Here is a 19537-nt window from a genome sequence, read left to right as displayed (position 1 = left end):
CAGCATGTCTAATTCGCCCCGCATCACCGCCGAGAACTGGACCGAGGACCTGCACTGGTCGTTCCGGCACATGGACACGATCTTCCCCCACGACGTAATCGCTGACGACCCGGCCCGCGGCCAGGTCCTCTCCGCGGCGCCGCGGGAGCTCGGCGCGATCCCCGTGCCACTTCTCGACCGCATGTCGAGCGTCGAGGAGGTCCTCGCCGAGACGGACACCGACGGCTGGATGGTGATGCACGACAACCGGATCATCGCCGAAGGCTACTTCCGCGGAATGGGCCCGCACAGCCGCCACCTGCTCATGTCCGTGAGCAAGTCCATCGTCTCCATCGTGGCCGGCGTGCTCGTCGCCCGAGGCAAGCTGGACGTCACCCGGACCGTCGCCGACTACATCCCGGAGCTCGCCGACGCCGGCTACGGTTCCGCGAGCATCCGGGACCTCCTCGACATGCGCAGTGGTGTCCGCTTCTCCGAGGAGTACCTCGACTACGACTCCGAGGTCCGGCTGCTCGACGAGGTCGCCGGATGGGCGCCGCTCCGCCCCGGCGGGCCGACCACGCTCAAGGAGCTCCTTGCCTCCCTGGTGCAGCAGCGCAAGCACGGGACCGCGTTCGAGTACCGGAGCAGCGAGACCGACATGCTCGGCTGGGTCTGCGAAGCCGTCAGCGGTCAGAAGTTCACCGACCTCGCCTCCGACGTCCTCTGGACGCGACTCGGAACCAGACGAGACGCGCTCCTGCTCCTCGACCGCGAAGGCACGGGACTCTTCGACGGCGGCATCTGCGCCACCGTTGGCGACCTCGCCCTCTTCGGCGCGATGATCCGCGACGGCGGCCGAGCGCTCAACGGCGAACAGATCGTCAGCCCCGAGTGGATCAAGGACATCTTCACCGGCGCCCCCGACTCCGCCGAGGTCTACGCCGCAAGCGATCCCGCCCGGGCGAACTCCGGCGGGATGTATCGCAGCAAGTTCTGGTTCCTCGACCACCGACGAGACGTCGCCTGCTGCCTCGGCATCCACGGCCAGATGATCTACATCAATCGGTCCGCCAGGCTGGTTGGGGTCAAGACCTCCGGTTGGCCGCTCCCCCTCGATCCGGCGAAGGCCGACGCAACCCTGGCCATGTTCAACGCAATCAGCGAGTTCGTCAGCAACTGAACTGACCCATTCCAGGAGCGAGGAATATTGCGATATCGGATGGTGTGCGGAAGCGGGCGGTGGAGGCAGTGATGTGGTGGCCGTGCGCTTCCAGAAGCGGACGGACTTCTTGTTTTGCGCGGCTGATGGTCATGGCGGTGACGCCGAAGAGTTGGCCGAGGAGGTCCATGGTGGCGAGCTTGCGCAGGTGCAGCACGGTGACCAGGATCCGGTCGGCTGGGGCGACCCAGCGGTCCCTCGCCGTGTTCAGACACACCCTCAACCAGCCAGCGACAAGTTGACAACGCCCTCTGAAATGCACTTTCCCGAGCTGGATGGCAGTGTGGAAGGCACAGGCCGCATATTAGGTACGGGCCGGATGGACGACGAGGCTGGCTGTGTGCTCAGGGATGGCAGGAATGGGCGTGGCGGCGGAGATCGGTCGCCGTGGTGCCGTGTGCGTTCACAGCTGAGGGTGCGCAGTATCGCCGGGCGAGTGTTCCTGTGGCTGCTGGCCGTGGTGGTGTTGCTGGTCGCCGCAGCACTGTGGTCGCTTATTTTGCAGGCGCGGCACAACAGTGTGAGCGACGCCGAGCACCGCACGCGTACCGCGTCGATCGCGTTGTCGCACGCGCCGGGGGCGGTGGCCGCCCTGGACAGCCCGAATCCGAGCGCCGTGCTGCAGCCGCTCGCCGAGGAGATCCGAAAGAGCGCCGGCCTCTCATACGTCGTATTCATCAGCCCGCAGGGAATCGTTTATACCGACCCTGTTGCGAGCCTCATCGGCAAGCCCGTCCTCGGCCCGTACAAAGCCGCCCTCAAGGGGCCTGTGACCAGCGTTCTCACCGCGGGGAGTTACGGAAAATTCGTGGACACGACGGCACCAGCCGTCAGGCGCGACGGTTCGGCCGCCGGCCTTGTTTCGGTGGGTGTCTCCGTCGGCCAGGCAGGCCACGATGCGACCCGGCAGCTGCCGGTCCTGCTTGGTGGAGCGGCCGCCGCCCTGGCGGTGGGCATGGGTGGGGCGGGACTGGTGAGGCGCCGCCTGCGGCGCGAGACGCACGGCCTGGACCCGGCCGAGATGACGCGGATGTACGAGCATCACGACGCGGTATTGCACGCGGTCCGTGAAGGGGTACTGATCGTCGGAAGGGATTCGGACGGGGGCGCGCGGGTGCGGTTGGCCAATGACGAGGCCCGGCGCTTGCTGAACCTGCCGGCCGACGTAGAGGGCAGACCGATCGCTGAGCTCGGGCTCGCCCCTGACATGGCCGAACTGCTGGCGTCCGGACGCGTCGCGAGCGACGAGGTGCACCCGGTTGGGGACCGGCTGCTCGCCGTCAATAATCGTCCGACTCTGCCGTTCGGTGGAGCGTTCGGCAGCGTTGCGACGATCCGGGACACCACGGAGCTGCGGGCGTTGACCGGGCGTGCCGAGGTGGCCCGGTCCCGACTGCAGCTGATCTATGACGCCGGCATACGGGTGGGAGCCAGCTTGGACGTGGCACGGACCGCGCAGGAGCTGGCGGATGTGGCCGTGCCCCGATTCGCGGACTTCGCCACGGTCGATCTGGCCGAAACGGTGTTGCGCGGAGACGAACCATCCCCCGACAGCGGCACCTTTTCGGGCTCACAGCTGCGCCGCACGGCTGTCAGCGGCATCCGTGACGATCACCCGCTCCTCCCGGTGGGCTCGTTGATTAGCTGTGCTCCTGTCGTAGCGCAGGACACCGGTGCGGATGGCGGGCACGCGGTCCTGGTGGCCCGCCTGTACGAGGCGGATGCCTGGCAGGCACGTCATCCCGAGAGATCCAGCCGAGTGCTGGCGTACGGGATCCACTCGCTGATTTCTGTGCCGTTGCGGGCGCGGGGTGTGGTCCTGGGTATCGCGGACTTCTGGCGCGCGGGGCGGTCCGAGGCGTTCGGGGCAGAGGATGTGGCATTGGCCGATGAGCTGGCGGCCCGCGCGTCGATCTGTGTGGACAACGCCCGCCGCTTCACCCGTGAACACTCGGTGGCCGAGACGCTCCAGCGCAGCCTGCTGCCGCGCGGTCTGCCCGAGCACAGCGCGCTAGACTTGGCCTTCCGTTATCAACCCGCACAGCGTGGGGTGGGCGGGGACTGGTTCGACGTAGTATCCCTGCCCGGATTCCGTGTGGCGCTGGTCGTGGGCGACGTCGTCGGCCACGGCCTGCACGCCGCCGCCGCCATGGGCAGACTGCGCACGGCCGTGCTCAACTTCTCCACCCTGGACCTGCCCCCGGACGAGCTGATCGCGCGCCTGGACGAACTGGCCACCCTCCTGGAAACCGACCAAGGCGACAGCGACAGTGCGAGCGTGACCGGTGCCACGTGCCTGTACGCGGTCTACGACCCTGTCAGCGGCGACTGCACCATGGCCCGCGCCGGACACCCGCCCCCCGCACTGGTGCTCCCCGACGGCACGGTGGAGTTTCCCGATCTGCCCGCCGGCCTGCCGCTGGGCGTGGGGGCGCTGCCCTTCGAAACAACGCAGCTGCGCCTGAAGCCGGGCAGCCGCCTGGTCCTTTACACCGACGGACTCGTCCAAGACCACCGCCGCGGGCTGGAAGACCGGACTGCGTTGCTACGCGCATCGCTTGCGGCCACCGGCACCGACAGCTCTCCGGAGCAGACCTGCCGTGCGGTCTTCGCCGCGATGGTGCCGTCGCACCCCGGCGACGACATCGCGCTTCTGGTCGCCCGCACCCACCTGCTCAACCCCGACCAGGTCGCCAGCTGGGACGTACCGCGCGACCCCGCCGCGGTCTCCCGCATCCGCAACGCGTGTGTCGAGCAGCTGACCAGGTGGGGACTGGAGGAGCTGAGCTTCGCGACGGAGCTGATGCTCAGCGAGCTGATCACCAACGCCGTGCGCTACGGCACCGAGCCGATCCGCGTGCGCATGCTGCGCGACACCAGCCTGGTCTCCGAAGTCTGGGACGGCAGCAGCACCGCCCCCCACCTGCGTTACGCGGACACCACCGATGAGGGCGGCCGGGGCCTGTTCCTCGTCGCCCAGCTCACACAACGCTGGGGAACCAGGTACACCGCCCGAGGCAAGGTCATCTGGACCGAGCAGCCACTCACCGCAACTCTCGCCGGGTGACCTGATTCTCATGCTCATTCCACGCCGGAGGTCTCCCGTCCGACCACGGCGCCGCTGTGCCGGAGGCCCGATCGAACGGAAGCGGCTTCCCATCGGGCCCTCCGCGCCGGATCGCGGAGCGGCTTGCCACTCGGTGGGTGTGCTCAGGCGGCCGTGGTGTCCAGAGCCCGTAGCGCTCCAAAACTGCTTCACCGCAGCCGACCTCGGGGATGTACCCGGTCAGCGGTCGGGCATGATCGGTCCTCGTGCTCGTACGGATGATCTACCTGCTCGCTACGCGGTTCTTCGCGTGGCTCGCTCTGCTGTGTCGATCCTCCTCGGCGAAGAACGCCGAGATTCTCATCCTGAGACACGAGGTCGCGGTGCTGCGCCGACAGGTCCCCGCGCCCAAGCCCGGCTGGCCGGACCGGGCGCTGCTCGCCGCGCTCGCCCGGCTCCTGCCCCGGGCGCTCCGGGGCCACCGCATCGCCTCCCCACGCACGCTGCTCGCCTGGCACCAGCGCCTGGAAGTGGAAGGACGTCCGCCGACGCTTCACCGACCGCAACGGACGGTGGCAAAAGCCCTCGGCAGACGGGATCGAACTGTTCGACCTCCAGGCGGTGACGATCACCCGCTACCGCTACAGAGGCAACACGATCCCCAACCCCTGGACCCGCCCCAACCACGCCTGAACGGCAGAGTCCGTGGAGAGCCCGGTACTCGGAGACGGGTACGCCGGGTTCGGCGAGCGGCACGGAGAAACGGGCCGGTGGCAACACCGGCACCGCGCTCCGTGCCGACTCAACAGGCACCCCCCGGGCGCGTGGGCCAGGGACTGGCTCACCGCCGGTGACGCCGACTGGGGCCTGTACGTGCCTGTGCACCGCGACCCCGTGACCGGCGTCGTCCTGGCGGAGATCCGGGCCACCGCACCGCGCCGCCGGTAGCCGACCGTCGACCCCCGACAGCACGAGACCCCGGGGCCTCGAAGGGCCAGGGGTCTCGTACTGTCGGGGGAGCGGTCAGGGTTGTTCTAATTAGGCGACTAGTGTTCGCCAGTCGCCAGCGCGAGCGTCGATGGGGCTGCCGTTCGCGAGACGCGCGGTGCGTACGGCTGGCTCAAGCTGTACCGTCGCGAGCGTCGCCAGCCGCTCGCCGAGCGGCAGCGAGCGGTCGGGGCGGTGGCAGAGAAGCGGCTGCCCGGGGTCCGAGTAGAGGAAGGCGAGCAGCTCGTCGCTCGTGTGTGGTTCTGGGTACTCGTGGAGTCGGCTCTGAATGAGGCGGTAGCGTTCACCGGAGTCGGGTTGGGTGCGCTCGGTCTTCTCGTCGGCCTGCGCTTCTGCGCTCAGGAAATGGTTGGTGCGGACGACCGTGCCGTTTACGGGTTCAATCACGAACACCCCGATCGGCGTGATATCGGCCGTGATCGCGGATTGCGAGTCGAAGAGGGTGAAAGAGCCCGATGCGCTGCGCCGGGCCGCGCGTACGATGTCAAGTGCTTCGTCAACGGAAGCAGCCTCCTCGAGTACGGTGGCCGCGAGCACATGGATGGGGACGCCTGTGGCGCCGTCGGCGTGGTGGCGGAGGATGTTGAAGTGGAGTGCGAGGCCGGCGGAGTTGACGCCGATCTTGCCGAGGATGCCGTGCTCGGTGAGGCCGACGAAGTCGTAGCGTCCGCCGCGGATCTCGTGCGTGTGCCACTCGCCGTCGAGCTGGTCATGCCAATCCCAGGTCTGCGAGCCGAACGTGTGCACGATGCCGTCGGCGAGTTCGGCTCGGCGGGCGATCGTGGAGCATTCGCTTACGGCAGGTCCAACGCCGCGCGAGAGGATCTCGGTGCGCGCGTTGAGCGCGTAGATGTGCCAGGGGTCGACGCCGGCGCCTTGCGCGATGCCGTCCATCTCGGCGCGGCGGGTGGGGCGCCAACTTCCGACCGCGTCGGCGTAGCGCATCGCGAAGTCGCGGACCGCGTCCTCGTCGAGTTGGTACTTCGCGAAGAGCTGGAGGTAGGTATGGACGCCAGCGGGGAGCGCACCGCGGAGCTGTGATCCGCGGTCGCGTCCGCGCTCGAACGGGTCGCGTGCGTTGGCGACGACGTGCAGGCGTTCGGTGATGCTTTGCAAAGGTGTTCCTACGGTTGATTGTGGAAGCTCGACGGTTCAGAGCTGCTGGGCGAGTTCCTCGATGACGCCGCGGCGCGGCACCCAGCCGGGCTGGGGCGCACAGGCGAGCAGCAGCTTGGTGTACGGATGCGTCGGGCGATCGAGGATGTCGTCGACCGTGCCCCGCTCGAGGATGCGTCCGCGGCGCATGACGATGACCTCATCCGCGACCGCGCGCACGACCGAGAGGTCGTGGGTGATGAAGAGATAGGTGAGTCCCTTCTCGGTGCGCAGCCGGTCGAGCAGGTCGAGCACCTGCGCCTGCACCGAGACGTCGAGCGCGGAGACCGCCTCGTCGAGCACGATGATCTGCGGCTCGGCCGCCAGCGCACGAGCGATCGCGACCCGCTGCTTCTGACCGCCCGAGAGCGCAGCCGGCTTCGAGTCGGCATGACGCTCGGTGAGCCCTACCTCGGCGAACAACTCGAGCACGCGGGCGCGGCGGCCGGCCTTGTCGAGGTCGGGCCGGTGGACGCGGAGCATCTCGTCGATCGTCGCGGAAACTGGCAGCGACCTGTTCAGGGAACCCTGGGGATCTTGGAACACCATCTGCACGAGCTTCGCGCGTTCGCGCAGCCGAGCCCGCGAGGTGGTGGGCTTGACCTCGGCTCCGGCGATGCGCGCGGTGCCCGAGTCTGCGGTCTCGAGCCCCACGATCACCCGAGCGAGGGTCGACTTGCCCGAACCCGACTCGCCCACGACCGCGAGGCAGATGCCCTGCCGCAACTCGCACGAGACGTCGTCGAGCGCAGCCACGCTCGACTTGCGCCCGATGTGGAATGTGCGCTTGAGGTGCGCCACCTCCAAGATGGGCTGCGCGTTCATGCTCCCTCCTCCGTTCCACGCTCGCTCAGTGCCAATTCGAGCCGGTGCCCGTCCGGGTAGAGCAGGGGCCGCGCAGCCATGAGGGCGCGCGTGTACTCCGTCCGGGGATGGTCGCGGATCTCGTCGGGCGTGCCTACCTCGAGGATCTCGCCGTCCTTCATCACGGCGAGCCGGTCGCAGACCGCGGCCGCGAGGTCGAGGTCATGGGTGACGAAGATCATCGAGAGGCCGTGCTCGCGCCGCTTCTCGTCGAGGATCGCGACGACTTCGGCCTGCGTGGTCACGTCGAGCGCGGTGGTGGGCTCGTCGGCGAGGAGCAGTTTGGGGTCTCCCGTGATGGCGCCGGCGATCACCACGCGCTGCAGCATCCCGCCGGACAGCTGGTGCGGGTAGGAGCGGAGCACGCGCTCGGTGTCGGTGATCCCGACCTGTCGAAGCATCTCGGCTGCCCGCGCCTTCGCCGCCGCCTTCGGCAGGTCGCGGGCGTCGGCCATGCCCTCGACGAGGAAGCGCTCAACATGGAGCACCGGGTTGAGCGCGCCGTGCGGGTTCTGGGCAATGAGCGCGAGCTCGTTCGCGCGGATCCGGCGCAGTTCTTCGCCGCTCGAGGCCAGGAGGTCGGTGCCGTCGAGCTCGATCGCGCCGCCGACGCGTGCACCTGCTGGCTCGATGCCGAGGATGCACTTGAGGGTCATGGACTTGCCGGAGCCGGATTCGCCGACTAGGCCGAGCGCCTCGCCCTGCGCGAGCGAGACGGAGTTCCCATGGAGGATGGCGGTCTCGTGCCCGGTGTCCGGGTCGGTGACCGTGAGCGTGAGCCCGTCGACCTTCAGCATCAGCGCGTCCTTCCTGCGGCGCGGCGACCGCCGAGCTGCTCGCCCACGTAGCCGAACGCGGCCACGATGATCACGATCGCGAGTCCCGCAAAGATGCTCTGCTCCCAGTAGCCCTGCTGCAACGACGCTTGGCCGTTCGAGACCATGAGTCCCCAGTCCGGCGTCGGCGGCTGCACGCCGAGACCGAGGAACGAGAGCGCCGCGAGGTCGATCATCGCGTAGCCGAAGTTGATCGTCATGCCGGTGAGGATCTGCGTCCGCACGTTCGGGAGGATGTGTCGGACGGTGATGCGGAAGCCGGAGATGCCCTGCAACTGGGCCGACAAGACGTACGGGAGGTTCCGTTCGCGCAGCGCCACCGAGCGAATCACGCGCGCGGAGTACGGGGTGAAGCCGATCGCGAGCGCGATCGAAGCGGTGAGGAGCGATGGGCCGAAGATCGCCACCGCGAGGATCGCGAGCAACATGTTCGGGAAGGCGAAGAGGATGTCGAGGATCCGGCCGATCACGGCGTCGACCTTGCCGCCGAACCACACCGCGGTGAGTGCGAAGGTCGCAGCGAGCGTCGCGGTCAGGACGATGACGATGGCCGGGCCAGTGAGGCTCGTGCGCGCGCCCCAGATGATGCGCGAGAGGATGTCGCGACCCGATTGGTCGGTGCCGAGCCAGTGCTCGGGACTGGGTGGGAGGTACCGGTCGACCACCGAGCCCTCGTAGGGGTCGTAGGGGGCGATGAGGGGTGCGAAGGCCGCCGTCAGCACCATGATCAGGATGATCCCCGCGCAGACCATGCCGAGGGGGCCGAGCCGCTTGCGCAACACCCGCCACCCGGAGACGGGGGCAGCGTTGCGCCGCTGGCGCACCGTACGCACCGGCAGGGCGTCTTGCGCGACCGTGTTGGTCGTCGCTTCCGTTCGCGTCTGGCGAGTCATCGTGCCGACACCCCCCTGCTGAGACGCACGCGCGGATCGATCACCGCGTACAGGAGGTCGACGATGAGGTTGATGAGGCCGAAGGCGAGCACCATGATCAATGCGATCACCTGCACGACGGCGAAGTCCTTCTTCTGCACCGAGTTCACGAGCAGTGAGCCGATGCCGTCGAGAGTGAACGCATACTCGATGACGAACGCTCCGGCAAGTAGGCCCGCGATCTGGGTGCCGAGCACAGTGGTCACGGGGAGCATCGAATTGCGGATGGTGTGCCGCCCGAGCACAAGCTGTTTGGGGACCCCGCGAGCGATGGCCATGACGACATGCTCGGAGCCGCTTTCTTCGCGCACCGCGGTGCGCGTGATCCTCGCGACGACCGCGATCGCCGGGAGCGAGAGAGCGATGGCCGGAAGCGTGAGATGCCAGACCCGGTCGGTGAAAGCCGCCGACCCCGACCCGGAGACGGGGAGCCAGCCCAGGCTCGAGCCGAAGATCGCCATCAGGAGGAGGGCGGCGAAGAACGTCGGCACCGCGAAGCCCAGGTTCGACCCGAAGACCACGAGCTTCTCGAACACGCCCGAACGGGTGGCAGCGAGCACGCCAAGGCCGACGCCGCAGATGATGATGAGGATCGCCGCGTAGGCGGCCAGGAACAGCGTGGTCGGCAGGCGCGAAGCGACGACCGCCGACACGTCCTGCTGTGTGAGCAGCGAGCGTCCGAGGTCGGCATGGAGCACCTCGCCCAGCCAGTTCCAGTATCGGATCAGGAAGGGATCGTCCAGACCGTACTGCGCCCGGATCGTGGCGAGCACCTCGGGACTGACCGTACGGCCCTGCACGAGGAACTGCTCGGGGCTGCCGGGGGCGAGGTACATGCCACTAAACACGATGAAGCTGGAGACGAGGAGCACCAGCGCTAGCGCGGCGATCCGTTTCAACACGTAGGTCATGGACGATCCCTTCCTGCGGGGTTACCGGCTACTCGGCTGAGCCGAGGTCAGCGGCCCAGGGGTAGTACTGGTAGACGAATGACGCCGGAGCTCCCGTGATGGACTTGTCCATGTACAGCCGCGCCGCGAGGTCGTTGATCGGTACCCACGGCTGCTGCTGCATGATGAGGGCCTCCGCCTCGACGGTGAGCTCGGCCCGCTTCTTGGGGTCGTTCTCGGCATAGGCCGCGTCGATCGCCGCGTCCACCTTGGGGTCAGAGAGACCTGAGTAGTTCAGCTGGCTGCCGGAGTAGGCGACTTCTTCGAGGTGCACCAGCGGCGACGGGCTGCTCATGTAATTCGTCGTGACGAAGCCGTCGTAGCCCTTGCGAGCCTTTGGGTCGGAGAAGAAGGCGCCGAACTGCGCGCTGGGCACGCCCGTCGGCTCGAGAGTGAGTCCGAGCTCCTTGGCTCCGTTTGCCATCTCGTTGAGGGTGTCGGCGTAGAAGCTGCGCTCGCTCGGGTAGGCGATCTTGATCGGCTGCGAGAGGTCGACCTTCGCGGCCTTCAGCTCCTCCTTGGCCGCCTTGAGGTCGTAGCTCAGGTCGGGCAGCTTCTCGTCCCGGAGCTTGGCGACCTCGGGGTAGCGGTTCCACGGCGACTGGGGAACGATCGAGCGCGACGGGGTGCCCGTCCCCTCGTAGACCGTGTCGGCGATCGCCTGCCGGTCGGTGGCGCGGGTAAGGGCACGACGCACGGCGGGGTCGCCGAACGCCCCTTTGCCGGTGGAGATGATCGCCATGATCTGCATGCCCTGCCCGTAGTAGAGCGATCCTGTGGTGCCCGGCCTCAGCTGTCCGAGCGCTGGCAGCGGCACATCGTAGGAGCCCTGGTTCTCGCCTGTGGAGAGACCGGTGGCGATTGCGGTGGGGTCGACGACGAAGCCGATCTCGACCTCCTTCGCCTTCGCCCGCTTCTCGGCGTTCCAGTAGTCGTCGTAGCGCTTGAGGGTGATCGACTGGCCCTGCTTCCACTCGCCCACCTGGAAGGGACCGGTGCACATGACTCCGGTCTCCGGGTTGCCGTAGTTCTCGCCGGCGGCCTTGCGCTGCTTCTGCTGCACCACCGCGCCGAGGTTGGTCGCGAGCTCCTCGTCGAGGATCGCGTTCGGCCGCGAAAGCGTCAGCGTCACCTCCCGGGCGCCGGTCTTCTTGATGCTCGTGACGTCGGCGAAGCTCGACGCGAGGTAGCTGCCCGCGGCGGGGTCGAGGTGGCGGTTCAGACTGAACACCACGTCGTCGGCGGTCATCGGCGAGCCGTCCCAGAAGGTGACGCCGTCACGGATCTGGAAGACGTAGGTCTTGCTGTCGGGCGAGACCTCGAAGCTCTCGGCGAGATTCGGCGTCACCGAGAAGTCCGGCTGAAGCTGGAACAGGTTCTCGCACAGATTCGCGATGACCGTGTTCTCGGGGTAGTTAGCAGCCTTGATCGGGTCGAGCGAGGCCAGCTCGCCATAGGTCGAGTTCCAGGTGACCTTGTCGATCTCACCCTTCGCCGCGGGCGTGACCTGCAGCAGCCCTGAGTCGTCGAGCGTCGGAGCGGCATCCTCACCGCGACTGCCCGACGTACAACCGGCGAGCGCCAAGCTCGCTACGGCGAAGAGCGCAATCGAGGCCCTCGTCATTGCGGGTTTCACTTTTCCTCCAGAGGCTCTCCGTTGAATCTCCTCGCGCATGCCGCGACGAGCTAGGCCCTCGCGCGATCGGAAAGGACACGTTGACTTGCCATTCGGAACGCCAGGACGCCGGGGGCGCGCAACAGCATCATCCGGAACCATCCATGCCGTCCAATGCCAATGGGATCTAAGCCCTATGCCGTTCCGGCATACTTGACCAATGAACCTGCAGCGTCTTCGCTACCTTCTTGCAGTCGTCGACACCGGCACCGTCACCGGGGCATCCACACGGCTCCATGTCGCTCAGCCGGCCATCTCCCGCCAACTGCACGCGCTCGAGCGCGAGCTCGGCGTGGAACTCTTCGAGCGCGCCGGCTCCCGCCTGCGGCTGTCAGCGGCGGGACAGGCCTTCGTCCCACTGGCCCAGGACCTACTCGCGCACGCCAGTCGGGTACAACTCGCGGCGGGCGACCTGGCGGCAGGCACCATTCGTCAGGTCGTGGTTGCCGCGACATCCTCATCGGCCAGAGGCATCATCGCCCCGTTCGTGGCGACCATGGACGACTCCGACCCACTCGTCCTGGTCCAGGAGGTAGAGCCAGCACGGGCATACGCCCTGCTCCGGGAGGGGGTGGACCTGGCCATCACGACAGTTCCGGCCACCACTCCGTGGGCCAGCACGGTCCTCATTCGCTCCCCGCTCCTCGCTTACGTCGCCCCGAACCACCACTGGGCCGGACGAGCGGACAGCGTCAAACTGGCCGAACTAGTGCTCGAACCCCTGATCCTGCTCACCCACGAACACATGACCCGAACCGTGCTGGACCGCGCCGTGGCGGCCGCAGGGCTCACCTACAATCACGTAGTCGAGTGCCACCTACCCCCAGCCGCCCAAGCACTCGCAGCCGCGGGACGTGGGGTGGCAGTGGTCTCCGACCAGCCGATCGGACATGCGCACGCGGTGCCACTCGCCGACCCGCAGTCCCCCCACCGTCACCTGGGGATCGTTCTATATGCCGCCTGGGATCCAAAACACTATGCGGCATCCACCCTCGAATCCCTTGCCCACAAGATCACTCACTTCGCGACAGCCCTTCGTGCGAACGGCGTTGCATCCGGGCGCTAGCTGTGTGTCTTGAGGGTGGCTGCGAGAGGCAGCATTCCCCGGGAGCGGTACATAGGGGGAAGCGGAGCATGATCCGGTAGTCCGGACACGCGATCTGTAGCGATGATCGCTGCAGGAAGGACCGCATCCGCACCAACAAGGCCATGGGCCTGGCGAACCTGCCCTCACAATCGTGGCAGATCAACATCGGCTGGACGCTTGCCGCGAACCTCACGGCCGATCTTGATGCCTGGCTCCGGCTGCTGACCCTGCACAACCGCGAGGACCTGGCAGGCGCCGAACCCGACACCATGCGCTTCCGCCTCTACCACCTGCCCGCCCGCCTGGCCCGCCACGCCCGCCGCCGCTACCTGCGCATCGCAGCGGACCTGGCCCTGGGCAACGGCATTCACCACCAGCTGGAACAGGCTCACCCAGCTTCCGGCCGCAACCTGACCGCCAACACCCACCCCGACAAGGACCAGGAAGAAGGACAACCCGCAGTCTCTGGGCCCGTGGAACCCGGCGCACCCCGCGGCGTCACGCGACGGCCCGCCCTCAACCGGCAGAAGACATTACGGGCGAACCGTCGGACCGATCAGCGACCGAACCCCGCTGACGAATCGAGGCTGCACCCAAAGCACCCCCTTCTTTGGCCAGTGAGCCAAATATTCCCAGCGCCATCGTGTCGATACCCAGGTCGTCACCTCTTGATCTATTTGGCCACTCGGCCAAAGATTCATGCATGGCCCGACCTAGGAACCAGACCGCACGCCGTGCCCAGCTGCTCGCCGCAGCCCGGCAGGCGGTGAGCGCGCACGGCCCGGCCCGCGTGCGGGTAGCGGACATCGCGCACGCCGCTGGCGTGGCAAAAGGCTCGGTGCACTACTACTTCCGCGACCTCGACGACCTGCTGGAGCAGGTCTACAAGGACGCGGTGGACCGGTTCTTCACCCAGCGCCTGGAGGCGGTGGCCGGGCTGCCCGACGCCCGCGACAAACTGGTGGCCTGCGCCCGGCGCGGCCTGCCCACCGGCCCCGACGACGAACTCGCCCGGCTCCTGTACTGGTTCGGGCCGGAGATGACCGCCAACCCGGTCTTCTCCGCCCACGGCCAGGGCCTCTTCGACCGCCAGGTCGCGGTCTACTGCGGACTTCTCCAGGTCGGCGAGGCACAGGGCCACTTCACTCTCATCCAACCCGCCCTGGACATCGCCGCCAACCTGGTCACCCTGGAAGACGGCTACGGACTGCACGTCGTCTCCGGTAACCGCTCCATCACCCCCCAGCGCGCGCTGTCCCTCGTCCTCGGCTTCGCCCGCACCGCCACCAACAGCCCTGACCTCACCCCCGACCGCCCCGCATAGGACCACAACAGCCGTTCATCGTCCGCGCCACCGGACAGCTCCGCACAAGACCCTCACCCGCCCCTGGGCCCGGCTGCGTCCGCGCAGACCATCCATCAGAACCATCCACGCTCAAGGAGCCAGAACCCCGACCATGAACACCACCGGCCACCACCACAGCACCCCCTCCGGACGCCTCCGGGCCCGCGCTCTGGGCATCCCGCTGGACGGCACACCCGGCACCTACAACGCCATCACCGACGTGCCGGGCGTGGCCGTCGGGCACATCACCCTCATCGAAGGCGAACAGGTCAGGACCGGCGTCACCGCCCTACTGCCACGCGGCCGTTCGGGGGTCGGCGAACCCTGCGCGGCCGGCTGGTACTCACTCAACGGCAACGGCGAGATGACCGGCACCACCTGGATCGAAGAATCCGGAGCCCTCAGCCTGCCCATCGCCCTCACCAACACCCACGCCGTGGGTCCCGTCCACGCGGGCGTGGACCAGTGGGTCGCCGAGCACCGCCCCGACCTGGCCGCCAAATGGCTCCTGCCCGTCGTCGCCGAGACCTGGGACGGCTACCTCAACGACATCAACGGACGTCACATACGCCCCGAACACGCGATCGCCGCCATCGACACCGCCACCGGCGGCCCGCTCGAGGAAGGCTCGGTCGGCGGCGGCACCGGTATGAACTGCTACGGCTTCAAGGGCGGCTCGGGCACCGCCTCCCGTACCGTCGCCTACGGACCGGACCAATGGACCGTCGGCGCACTGGTACAGGCAAACTTCGGCGACCGGCACGAACTGACCGTTACCGGCATCCCCGTCGGCCGCGCACTACAGGACGACAATCCGATGGAAGACACCGACTGGTACGAAAGCACCCGACCCGTCCCCGGCGGCGCCGGATCCGTCATCGTCCTGCTGGCCACCGACGCCCCCCTCTTGCCGGGCCAGTGCAAGGCACTCGCCCGCCGTGCCGCCATCGGCCTCGGCCGCACCGGCACCAGCGGCGGACACTTCTCCGGCGACATCTTCCTCGCCTTCTCCACCGCCAACGCCGGCGCACTCACCAGCGACTTCCCTCAAGGCGAACCCACCGCCGACGAATACGAAACACTCCGCTTCATCCCCTGGGGCCGCATGGACCGCTTCTACACCGCTGCCGTGCAGACCATCGAAGAAGCCGTACTCAACGCCCTCACCACCAGCGACACCATGATCGGCCGCAACGGCCACCGCTCCCCCCACCTCCCCCACGACCGCCTCCGCGAACTCCTCAAACAGGACTGAGCTTGACTCTGGTCCGAAAATGGGCGTGTTCGTCCCGCGGACGATGGCCGGGAAAGCGTGGGCGAGCATCGCGAGGGTGACCCAGCGGGTCCAGGAGTGGTAGCGGCGGACCTGGTGCTCATCGAGTCCGGCCAGCCCTTTCTCACTCTGGAAGCTCTCTTCCACACGCCATCGGGATCCGGCGATCCGCACCAGCTCGGTCAGCGGCACCGGCTGGGGTGAGAAGCAGCGGTTGTAGGCGAGTTCGCCGGTGGTGCGGTTGCGGCGGATCAGGAGCTGGCGGCTGCCCGGCGCCGCCTCGGTGAGATCGATGACAAGATTCGCCGTTCCCTAGCTCTCGCCGCAGCCACGGCAGCCATCACGCCCGCCGTGCTTCTCGTGGCGCCACCCGCGCGACCCGGTACTGCTCCGGGCCGCTGGAGACGAGCCGGGTCCGGCCGTGGCTGCGCAGGTCGAAGGCGGACGGATGCGATTCGGCTCTCAGGACGCGACCGGCTGTTCCGGGCCTCTGGGTGCGAGGTCCGGCTGGTCGGCGTCCAGGCCCAGATCGGGAGTGGGGCGCCGGAATCCGCGGGTGAGCCAGAGCAGATAGGCGAATCCGGCGGCGAGCCAGCACAGTCCGATGGTGAGCGCGACGGCACTGAGCTGGGTCATCAGATAGACGGTGACACAGGCGCCGAGCGCCGGGACGACCACGTAGCCGAGTGCCTTGACGCCGTTGACGCCCCGGTTGCGGACGAAGTAGACGATGACGCAGAGGTTGACGACGGTGAAGCCGAGGAAGGCGCCGAAGTTGATGAACGAGGTGGCGGTGGCCAGGGAGATGCGCAGGCCGACCAGGCACACGGCGCCGGTCAGGAGGAGGGAGTGGACGGGCGTCCTGGTCCGCGGGTGCAGCGCCCCGAAGAACCGTTTCGGCAACACACCGTCGCGGCCCATGATGTACAGCAGCCGGCTGGAGCTGAGCTGCACGGCCAGTCCCGAGGCGAAGCCGCCGATGATCGCGGCCATGTTGGTCCAGTCGGCGAAGGTCTTGCCGCCGACTTCGATGGACATCGTGTAGGCGACGATCTCGGGATCGTCGAACGTCCCGCCCGGGTGGACGAGTTGCATGATGTAGGCGACGGCCGCGAAGAGGATGCCGCCGATGAGCACCACGAGCACGACCGCGCGGGGGATCGTCCGCTTCGCATCGCGGGTTTCCTCGGACAGCGTGGTGACCGCGTCGAATCCGAGATAGGAGTACGCGGCGATGGCGGCGGCCGCCGAGATGCCGCCGAGGCTGCTCCCGGCGTTCCAGACGGGCTCGGTGTACGACTTCGGTGCGTGGTGCCCGAGGTGCACCAGGCAGTACGCGACGAACAGCAGCACGAGGAACACGGCCAGGCCGGTCAGGACCTTGTTGACGCGGTCGGTCAGGGTGAGCCCGATGATGTTGACAAGGGTGGTCAGGCCGGCGTTGAGGAGCATCCAGACCCACACCGGGACGGCCGGGAACTGCGCGTTGAGGTACACGGACTGGACGAGCCAGGCGACCATGGGCAGGAACAGGTAGTCGAGCAGCACGGCCCAGCCGACAAGGAAGCCGACGGGGGCTCCGATCAGCTTCCGGGCGTAGAAGTACGCCGACCCGGAGACAGGGAAGTGCCGGGCCATCTTCGCGTAGCTCAGCGCGGTGAGGGACATCGCGAGGGTGGCCACGACGAACGCGGCGGGCGCGGTGCCCGCACTGGCGGCCGAGATCACTCCGAAGATCACCATGACCAGGCTGGGCGCCATGTAGGCCAGGCCGAAGGTGACCACCGAGGCCAGCGAGAGCTTCGGAGCGAGGCTCACGGATGTGTCACTCATCGACGGCGCCCTTTCTCGCGGGACGGGAGAAGACAACGTCGGTGGCTGGGCGGAGGTCCGCCGGGGTCTCGGCGGAGATCGCGGGGCGCCAGGCGGCCGGGTCGACGTGTCCGTTGTACAGCGGCAGCTCCAGCCGGCTGTCGCCGGCCGTGAAGTGGTCCCATGGCCACGCGTCGCCGCTCGTCCCGAACTTCCGGGCCGCCGCGACCCGGTCGAAGTCGACGACGCTGAGCAGTGTGGTGTCCTCCATGCCGGTCGCGGCGACCTGGATGTGGCCCTCGGGGTCGACGAGGAGGCTGCGGCCGTGGGCCGTGGGGCCGGCGCCGTTCACGCTGGCGACCCAGATCTGGTTGACGATCGCGTTCGCCTGGTTGAGGGGGATCTCCTGGGCACGGCCGGTGGTGGGGGTCTGCACGACGTTGATCACTAGCTCGGCCCCCATCCACGCGAGGTGTCTGGTGACCTCCGGGTACCAGGAGTCGAAGCAGATGGACAGGCCCACACGGCCGTAGCCCGGCATGTCGAAGACGACGAACTCACGGCCGACGTCCATCGGCTCGTAGGGGCGCCAGGTAAAGATCTTGCGGTAGCGGGCGGCCAGGTTCCCCTGCGGGTCGTAGACCACGGCGGTGTTGTAGACCCTGCCGTCGGCATCCCGCTCCAGGACCGACCCGGGGACAAGCCAGATGCCGAGTTCGCGGGCCAGCTCGGCGAGGGCCCTGCCGCGTGGGCCGTCGAGAGGCTCGGCGAAGGAGGCGTAGTACGCGTCCTTGCTCATCGTCTCCGCCCCGAGAGAGCAGAGGTGGAGTTCGGGATAGACGACGAGGTCCGCGGCGTTGGGCGACTTCATGCGCAGCCGCAGGCCCTCGGCGAACTGCTCGAAGGACTCGGCGGGGGCCTGCACGAGTGCGAGGCGTAGGTGCCGGCTCATGGGGTTCCTGACTTCTCGGGCGAACCTGCCTGGACGATCGCGTGCCAGTCGGTCGGTGCGTGGCGAGAACACCGAACCCGATTCGAAACACTGTTGTCAACGGTGTTGGCACTTTCCTTCCCACCGCGTTGGTAGGGTCGTTGCCCGGCAGACCCGGGCGGGAGAAGCGCTCCTCAGACGCCACGCCGGCGCTGCCCGACCGAGGAGATCCATGGCGAAGAAGACGGCGACCGCAGCCGAGAAGCGGTCCGGGGAGGGCACCGTCCAGCAGCCCAGTCGGCACGAGCGCCGCAGCTTGCGGCAGGAGGCCGCGGTGAACGCCGCGATCCAGCTCGCCGAGCGCGAGGGCGCCGCCAGCCTCACCATGCGCAGACTCGCCCAGGAGCTGGGAACCGACGTCACAACGCTCTACCGGCTCTTCCGCGACAAGGACGAACTACTGCTCGCCGTGTGCGAGCGCACCATCGAGATGATCCTCGACGAAATCGGCCGGGTGCCCGACGACGAGCCCTGGCAGGACACCCTGCGCCGGATCGCCGAGGCTACCTGGCAGATCCAGACCCGCTTCCCGGCGATCACCGTGCTGACGTTCGCACGCACCACCGGCGGGCCCGCCGAGCAGCGACTGGTGGAACTCCAGCTCGCCGCCTTCGAACGCTCGGGGCTGGCACCCGCCCAGACCGTCCTGTACTACCGGACCTTCGTGGACACCACCCTGGGACTCTGCGCACACGCCGCCGCGCTCAGTTCGCTCGAACCCGAGGTCCAGGAGAAGGACACCACGACGTGGACCCGGGTCTACGCCCGGCTGCCGCAGGGCGAGCACCCGGTCACCCACGCCCACATCGACGCGCTCAGCAGCGTCGACCAGAAGGCGGTGTACGACACCGCGGTCGAAGCGGTCCTCTCCGCGGCCGCACGCTCGACCCGAAACGCTTGAGCCCCGTCGCCTACAGTCCGAACTGTGGTGCTGAGTGAAGGAACGCACGGATTCGGATCGCCGACCGGCCAGCTGCAAAGGCCCGCCAGATCACCGGGCCCGGTGACCTTCACCCGCTGGCCGAGCGCCCCGGCCCTGCGCGCGGCCGGGGGCTTCTTCCCGGCGGAGAGCTGGGCGGCCTCGATCCGGTCGGTGTGCGGGTGCCGGCCTTCGCCGAAGAGGTTCCGCAGCTGCGCTTCGGTGACGACGTCTCCCGCCGCCAGGCCGAGGACGGCAAGGCCACGTCCCATCCATCGCCCGGCCGGGACCCCGGCCTCTTCCTGGGCTTGGGCGAGTGGCGTGCGGGCCGGTCGGCGGCCGTCGCCGACGACGACCTGGCGCAGGTAGTAGCGGTACATCTACCCGGCGGTGATCAGCTCGATGTCCATCATGCAGGCCACGCCACACGGCCCTGACCTGCG

At 68.2% G+C, this 19537-nt stretch carries 15 protein-coding genes and 3 pseudogenes; 6 read left to right on the top strand and 12 right to left on the bottom strand.

Features of this window, described 5'->3' with window-relative positions; translation table 11 throughout:
• Positions 1–4: 4 nt before the first annotated feature.
• Positions 5–1162, top strand: a complete 1158-nt coding sequence (locus ACWEK3_RS05370) for a serine hydrolase domain-containing protein (protein WP_453248992.1) — start codon at positions 5–7, stop codon at positions 1160–1162.
• On the opposite strand, the pseudogene ACWEK3_RS05365 reads toward ACWEK3_RS05370, so the two are convergent.
• Positions 1152–1388 (bottom strand): annotated as a pseudogene (locus ACWEK3_RS05365) (transposase family protein); the annotation flags it as partial. The gene ACWEK3_RS05370 and the pseudogene ACWEK3_RS05365 overlap by 11 nt on opposite strands.
• 132 nt (positions 1389–1520) lie before the next feature.
• Here ACWEK3_RS05365 and ACWEK3_RS05360 point away from each other — a divergent pair.
• Complete coding sequence (locus ACWEK3_RS05360; protein WP_453248991.1) at positions 1521–4268, top strand: SpoIIE family protein phosphatase; 2748 nt, start codon at positions 1521–1523, stop codon at positions 4266–4268.
• Between the two features lie 1017 nt (positions 4269–5285).
• Here the strand turns inward: ACWEK3_RS05360 and ACWEK3_RS05355 are convergent.
• The 6 genes from ACWEK3_RS05355 to ACWEK3_RS05330 are packed head-to-tail and all read right to left on the bottom strand — an operon-like array spanning position 5286 to position 11667.
• Entirely contained in the window at positions 5286–6371 is a 1086-nt protein-coding gene (locus ACWEK3_RS05355; protein ID WP_453248990.1) for a C45 family autoproteolytic acyltransferase/hydolase, read from the bottom strand.
• A 36-nt stretch (positions 6372–6407) separates the two neighbouring features.
• Positions 6408–7235: an ABC transporter ATP-binding protein gene (locus ACWEK3_RS05350; RefSeq protein WP_453248989.1), complete on the bottom strand. Its 828-nt coding sequence runs from the start codon at positions 7233–7235 to the stop codon at positions 6408–6410.
• Positions 7232–8071, bottom strand: a complete 840-nt coding sequence (locus tag ACWEK3_RS05345; RefSeq protein ID WP_453248988.1) for an ABC transporter ATP-binding protein — start codon at positions 8069–8071, stop codon at positions 7232–7234. The genes ACWEK3_RS05350 and ACWEK3_RS05345 overlap by 4 nt, the downstream gene beginning before the upstream one ends.
• Positions 8071–9003 (bottom strand): ABC transporter permease, encoded by a 933-nt coding sequence (locus ACWEK3_RS05340; protein WP_453248987.1) that lies wholly within the window; start codon positions 9001–9003, stop codon positions 8071–8073. Before ACWEK3_RS05340 ends, ACWEK3_RS05345 begins: the two co-directional genes overlap by 1 nt.
• Positions 9000–9953, bottom strand: coding sequence for an ABC transporter permease (locus tag ACWEK3_RS05335; protein ID WP_453248986.1), 954 nt, complete (start codon positions 9951–9953; stop codon positions 9000–9002). The genes ACWEK3_RS05340 and ACWEK3_RS05335 overlap by 4 nt, the downstream gene beginning before the upstream one ends.
• 28 nt (positions 9954–9981) lie before the next feature.
• Positions 9982–11667 (bottom strand): ABC transporter substrate-binding protein, encoded by a 1686-nt coding sequence (locus ACWEK3_RS05330; RefSeq protein ID WP_453248985.1) that lies wholly within the window; start codon positions 11665–11667, stop codon positions 9982–9984.
• 160 nt (positions 11668–11827) lie between these two features.
• Here ACWEK3_RS05330 and ACWEK3_RS05325 point away from each other — a divergent pair, with 160 nt between their 5' ends.
• Complete coding sequence (locus tag ACWEK3_RS05325; protein WP_453248984.1) at positions 11828–12733, top strand: LysR family transcriptional regulator; 906 nt, start codon at positions 11828–11830, stop codon at positions 12731–12733.
• Between the two features lie 164 nt (positions 12734–12897).
• Here the strand turns inward: ACWEK3_RS05325 and ACWEK3_RS05320 are convergent, their stop codons facing one another.
• Complete coding sequence (locus ACWEK3_RS05320; protein WP_453248983.1) at positions 12898–13209, bottom strand: hypothetical protein; 312 nt, start codon at positions 13207–13209, stop codon at positions 12898–12900.
• A gap of 248 nt (positions 13210–13457) precedes the next feature.
• Between ACWEK3_RS05320 and ACWEK3_RS05315 the strand changes: the two genes are divergently transcribed.
• Positions 13458–14078, top strand: a complete 621-nt coding sequence (locus tag ACWEK3_RS05315; protein WP_453248982.1) for a TetR/AcrR family transcriptional regulator — start codon at positions 13458–13460, stop codon at positions 14076–14078.
• 133 nt (positions 14079–14211) lie between these two features.
• Positions 14212–15354: a DmpA family aminopeptidase gene (locus ACWEK3_RS05310; protein WP_453248981.1), complete on the top strand. Its 1143-nt coding sequence runs from the start codon at positions 14212–14214 to the stop codon at positions 15352–15354.
• Between the two features lie 36 nt (positions 15355–15390).
• Here the strand turns inward: ACWEK3_RS05310 and ACWEK3_RS05305 are convergent.
• From ACWEK3_RS05305 to ACWEK3_RS05295, 3 genes and pseudogenes are all read right to left on the bottom strand, one after another.
• A pseudogene (locus ACWEK3_RS05305) lies at positions 15391–15666 on the bottom strand (IS701 family transposase); the annotation flags it as partial.
• A 168-nt stretch (positions 15667–15834) separates the two neighbouring features.
• The gene (locus tag ACWEK3_RS05300) at positions 15835–17205 is read right to left on the bottom strand and encodes an APC family permease (protein ID WP_453248980.1); all 1371 of its coding nucleotides are present in this window, start codon (positions 17203–17205) and stop codon (positions 15835–15837) included.
• Entirely contained in the window at positions 17198–18136 is a 939-nt protein-coding gene (locus ACWEK3_RS05295) for a carbon-nitrogen hydrolase family protein (protein WP_453248979.1), read from the bottom strand. The genes ACWEK3_RS05300 and ACWEK3_RS05295 overlap by 8 nt, the downstream gene beginning before the upstream one ends.
• Positions 18137–18347: 211 nt before the next feature.
• Between ACWEK3_RS05295 and ACWEK3_RS05290 the strand changes: the two genes are divergently transcribed.
• The gene (locus ACWEK3_RS05290; protein ID WP_453248978.1) at positions 18348–19076 is read left to right on the top strand and encodes a TetR/AcrR family transcriptional regulator; all 729 of its coding nucleotides are present in this window, start codon (positions 18348–18350) and stop codon (positions 19074–19076) included.
• 239 nt (positions 19077–19315) lie between these two features.
• Here ACWEK3_RS05290 and ACWEK3_RS05285 read toward each other — a convergent pair.
• Positions 19316–19474 (bottom strand): annotated as a pseudogene (locus ACWEK3_RS05285) (hypothetical protein); the annotation flags it as partial.
• Positions 19475–19537: the final 63 nt, after the last annotated feature.

This window comes from Streptomyces sp. NPDC004721 (assembly GCF_053601495.1).
Note: the sequence above shows the minus strand (reverse complement) of the source record. Positions and strands in the feature narration are given on the sequence as shown.

Bases quoted from the DNA above. Each gene is read 5' to 3' on its own strand.
- ACWEK3_RS05370 (WP_453248992.1), top strand. From the start codon at position 5: ATGTCTAATTCGCCCCGCATCACCGCCGAGAACTGGACCGAGGACCTG.
- ACWEK3_RS05360 (WP_453248991.1), top strand. From the start codon at position 1,521: ATGGACGACGAGGCTGGCTGTGTGCTCAGGGATGGCAGGAATGGGCGT.
- ACWEK3_RS05350 (WP_453248989.1), bottom strand. From the start codon at position 7,235: ATGAACGCGCAGCCCATCTTGGAGGTGGCGCACCTCAAGCGCACATTC.
- ACWEK3_RS05345 (WP_453248988.1), bottom strand. From the start codon at position 8,071: ATGCTGAAGGTCGACGGGCTCACGCTCACGGTCACCGACCCGGACACC.
- ACWEK3_RS05340 (WP_453248987.1), bottom strand. From the start codon at position 9,003: ATGACTCGCCAGACGCGAACGGAAGCGACGACCAACACGGTCGCGCAA.
- ACWEK3_RS05335 (WP_453248986.1), bottom strand. From the start codon at position 9,953: ATGACCTACGTGTTGAAACGGATCGCCGCGCTAGCGCTGGTGCTCCTC.
- ACWEK3_RS05330 (WP_453248985.1), bottom strand. From the start codon at position 11,667: ATGCGCGAGGAGATTCAACGGAGAGCCTCTGGAGGAAAAGTGAAACCC.
- ACWEK3_RS05325 (WP_453248984.1), top strand. From the start codon at position 11,828: ATGAACCTGCAGCGTCTTCGCTACCTTCTTGCAGTCGTCGACACCGGC.
- ACWEK3_RS05315 (WP_453248982.1), top strand. From the start codon at position 13,458: ATGGCCCGACCTAGGAACCAGACCGCACGCCGTGCCCAGCTGCTCGCC.
- ACWEK3_RS05310 (WP_453248981.1), top strand. From the start codon at position 14,212: ATGAACACCACCGGCCACCACCACAGCACCCCCTCCGGACGCCTCCGG.
- ACWEK3_RS05300 (WP_453248980.1), bottom strand. From the start codon at position 17,205: ATGAGTGACACATCCGTGAGCCTCGCTCCGAAGCTCTCGCTGGCCTCG.
- ACWEK3_RS05295 (WP_453248979.1), bottom strand. From the start codon at position 18,136: ATGAGCCGGCACCTACGCCTCGCACTCGTGCAGGCCCCCGCCGAGTCC.
- ACWEK3_RS05290 (WP_453248978.1), top strand. From the start codon at position 18,348: ATGGCGAAGAAGACGGCGACCGCAGCCGAGAAGCGGTCCGGGGAGGGC.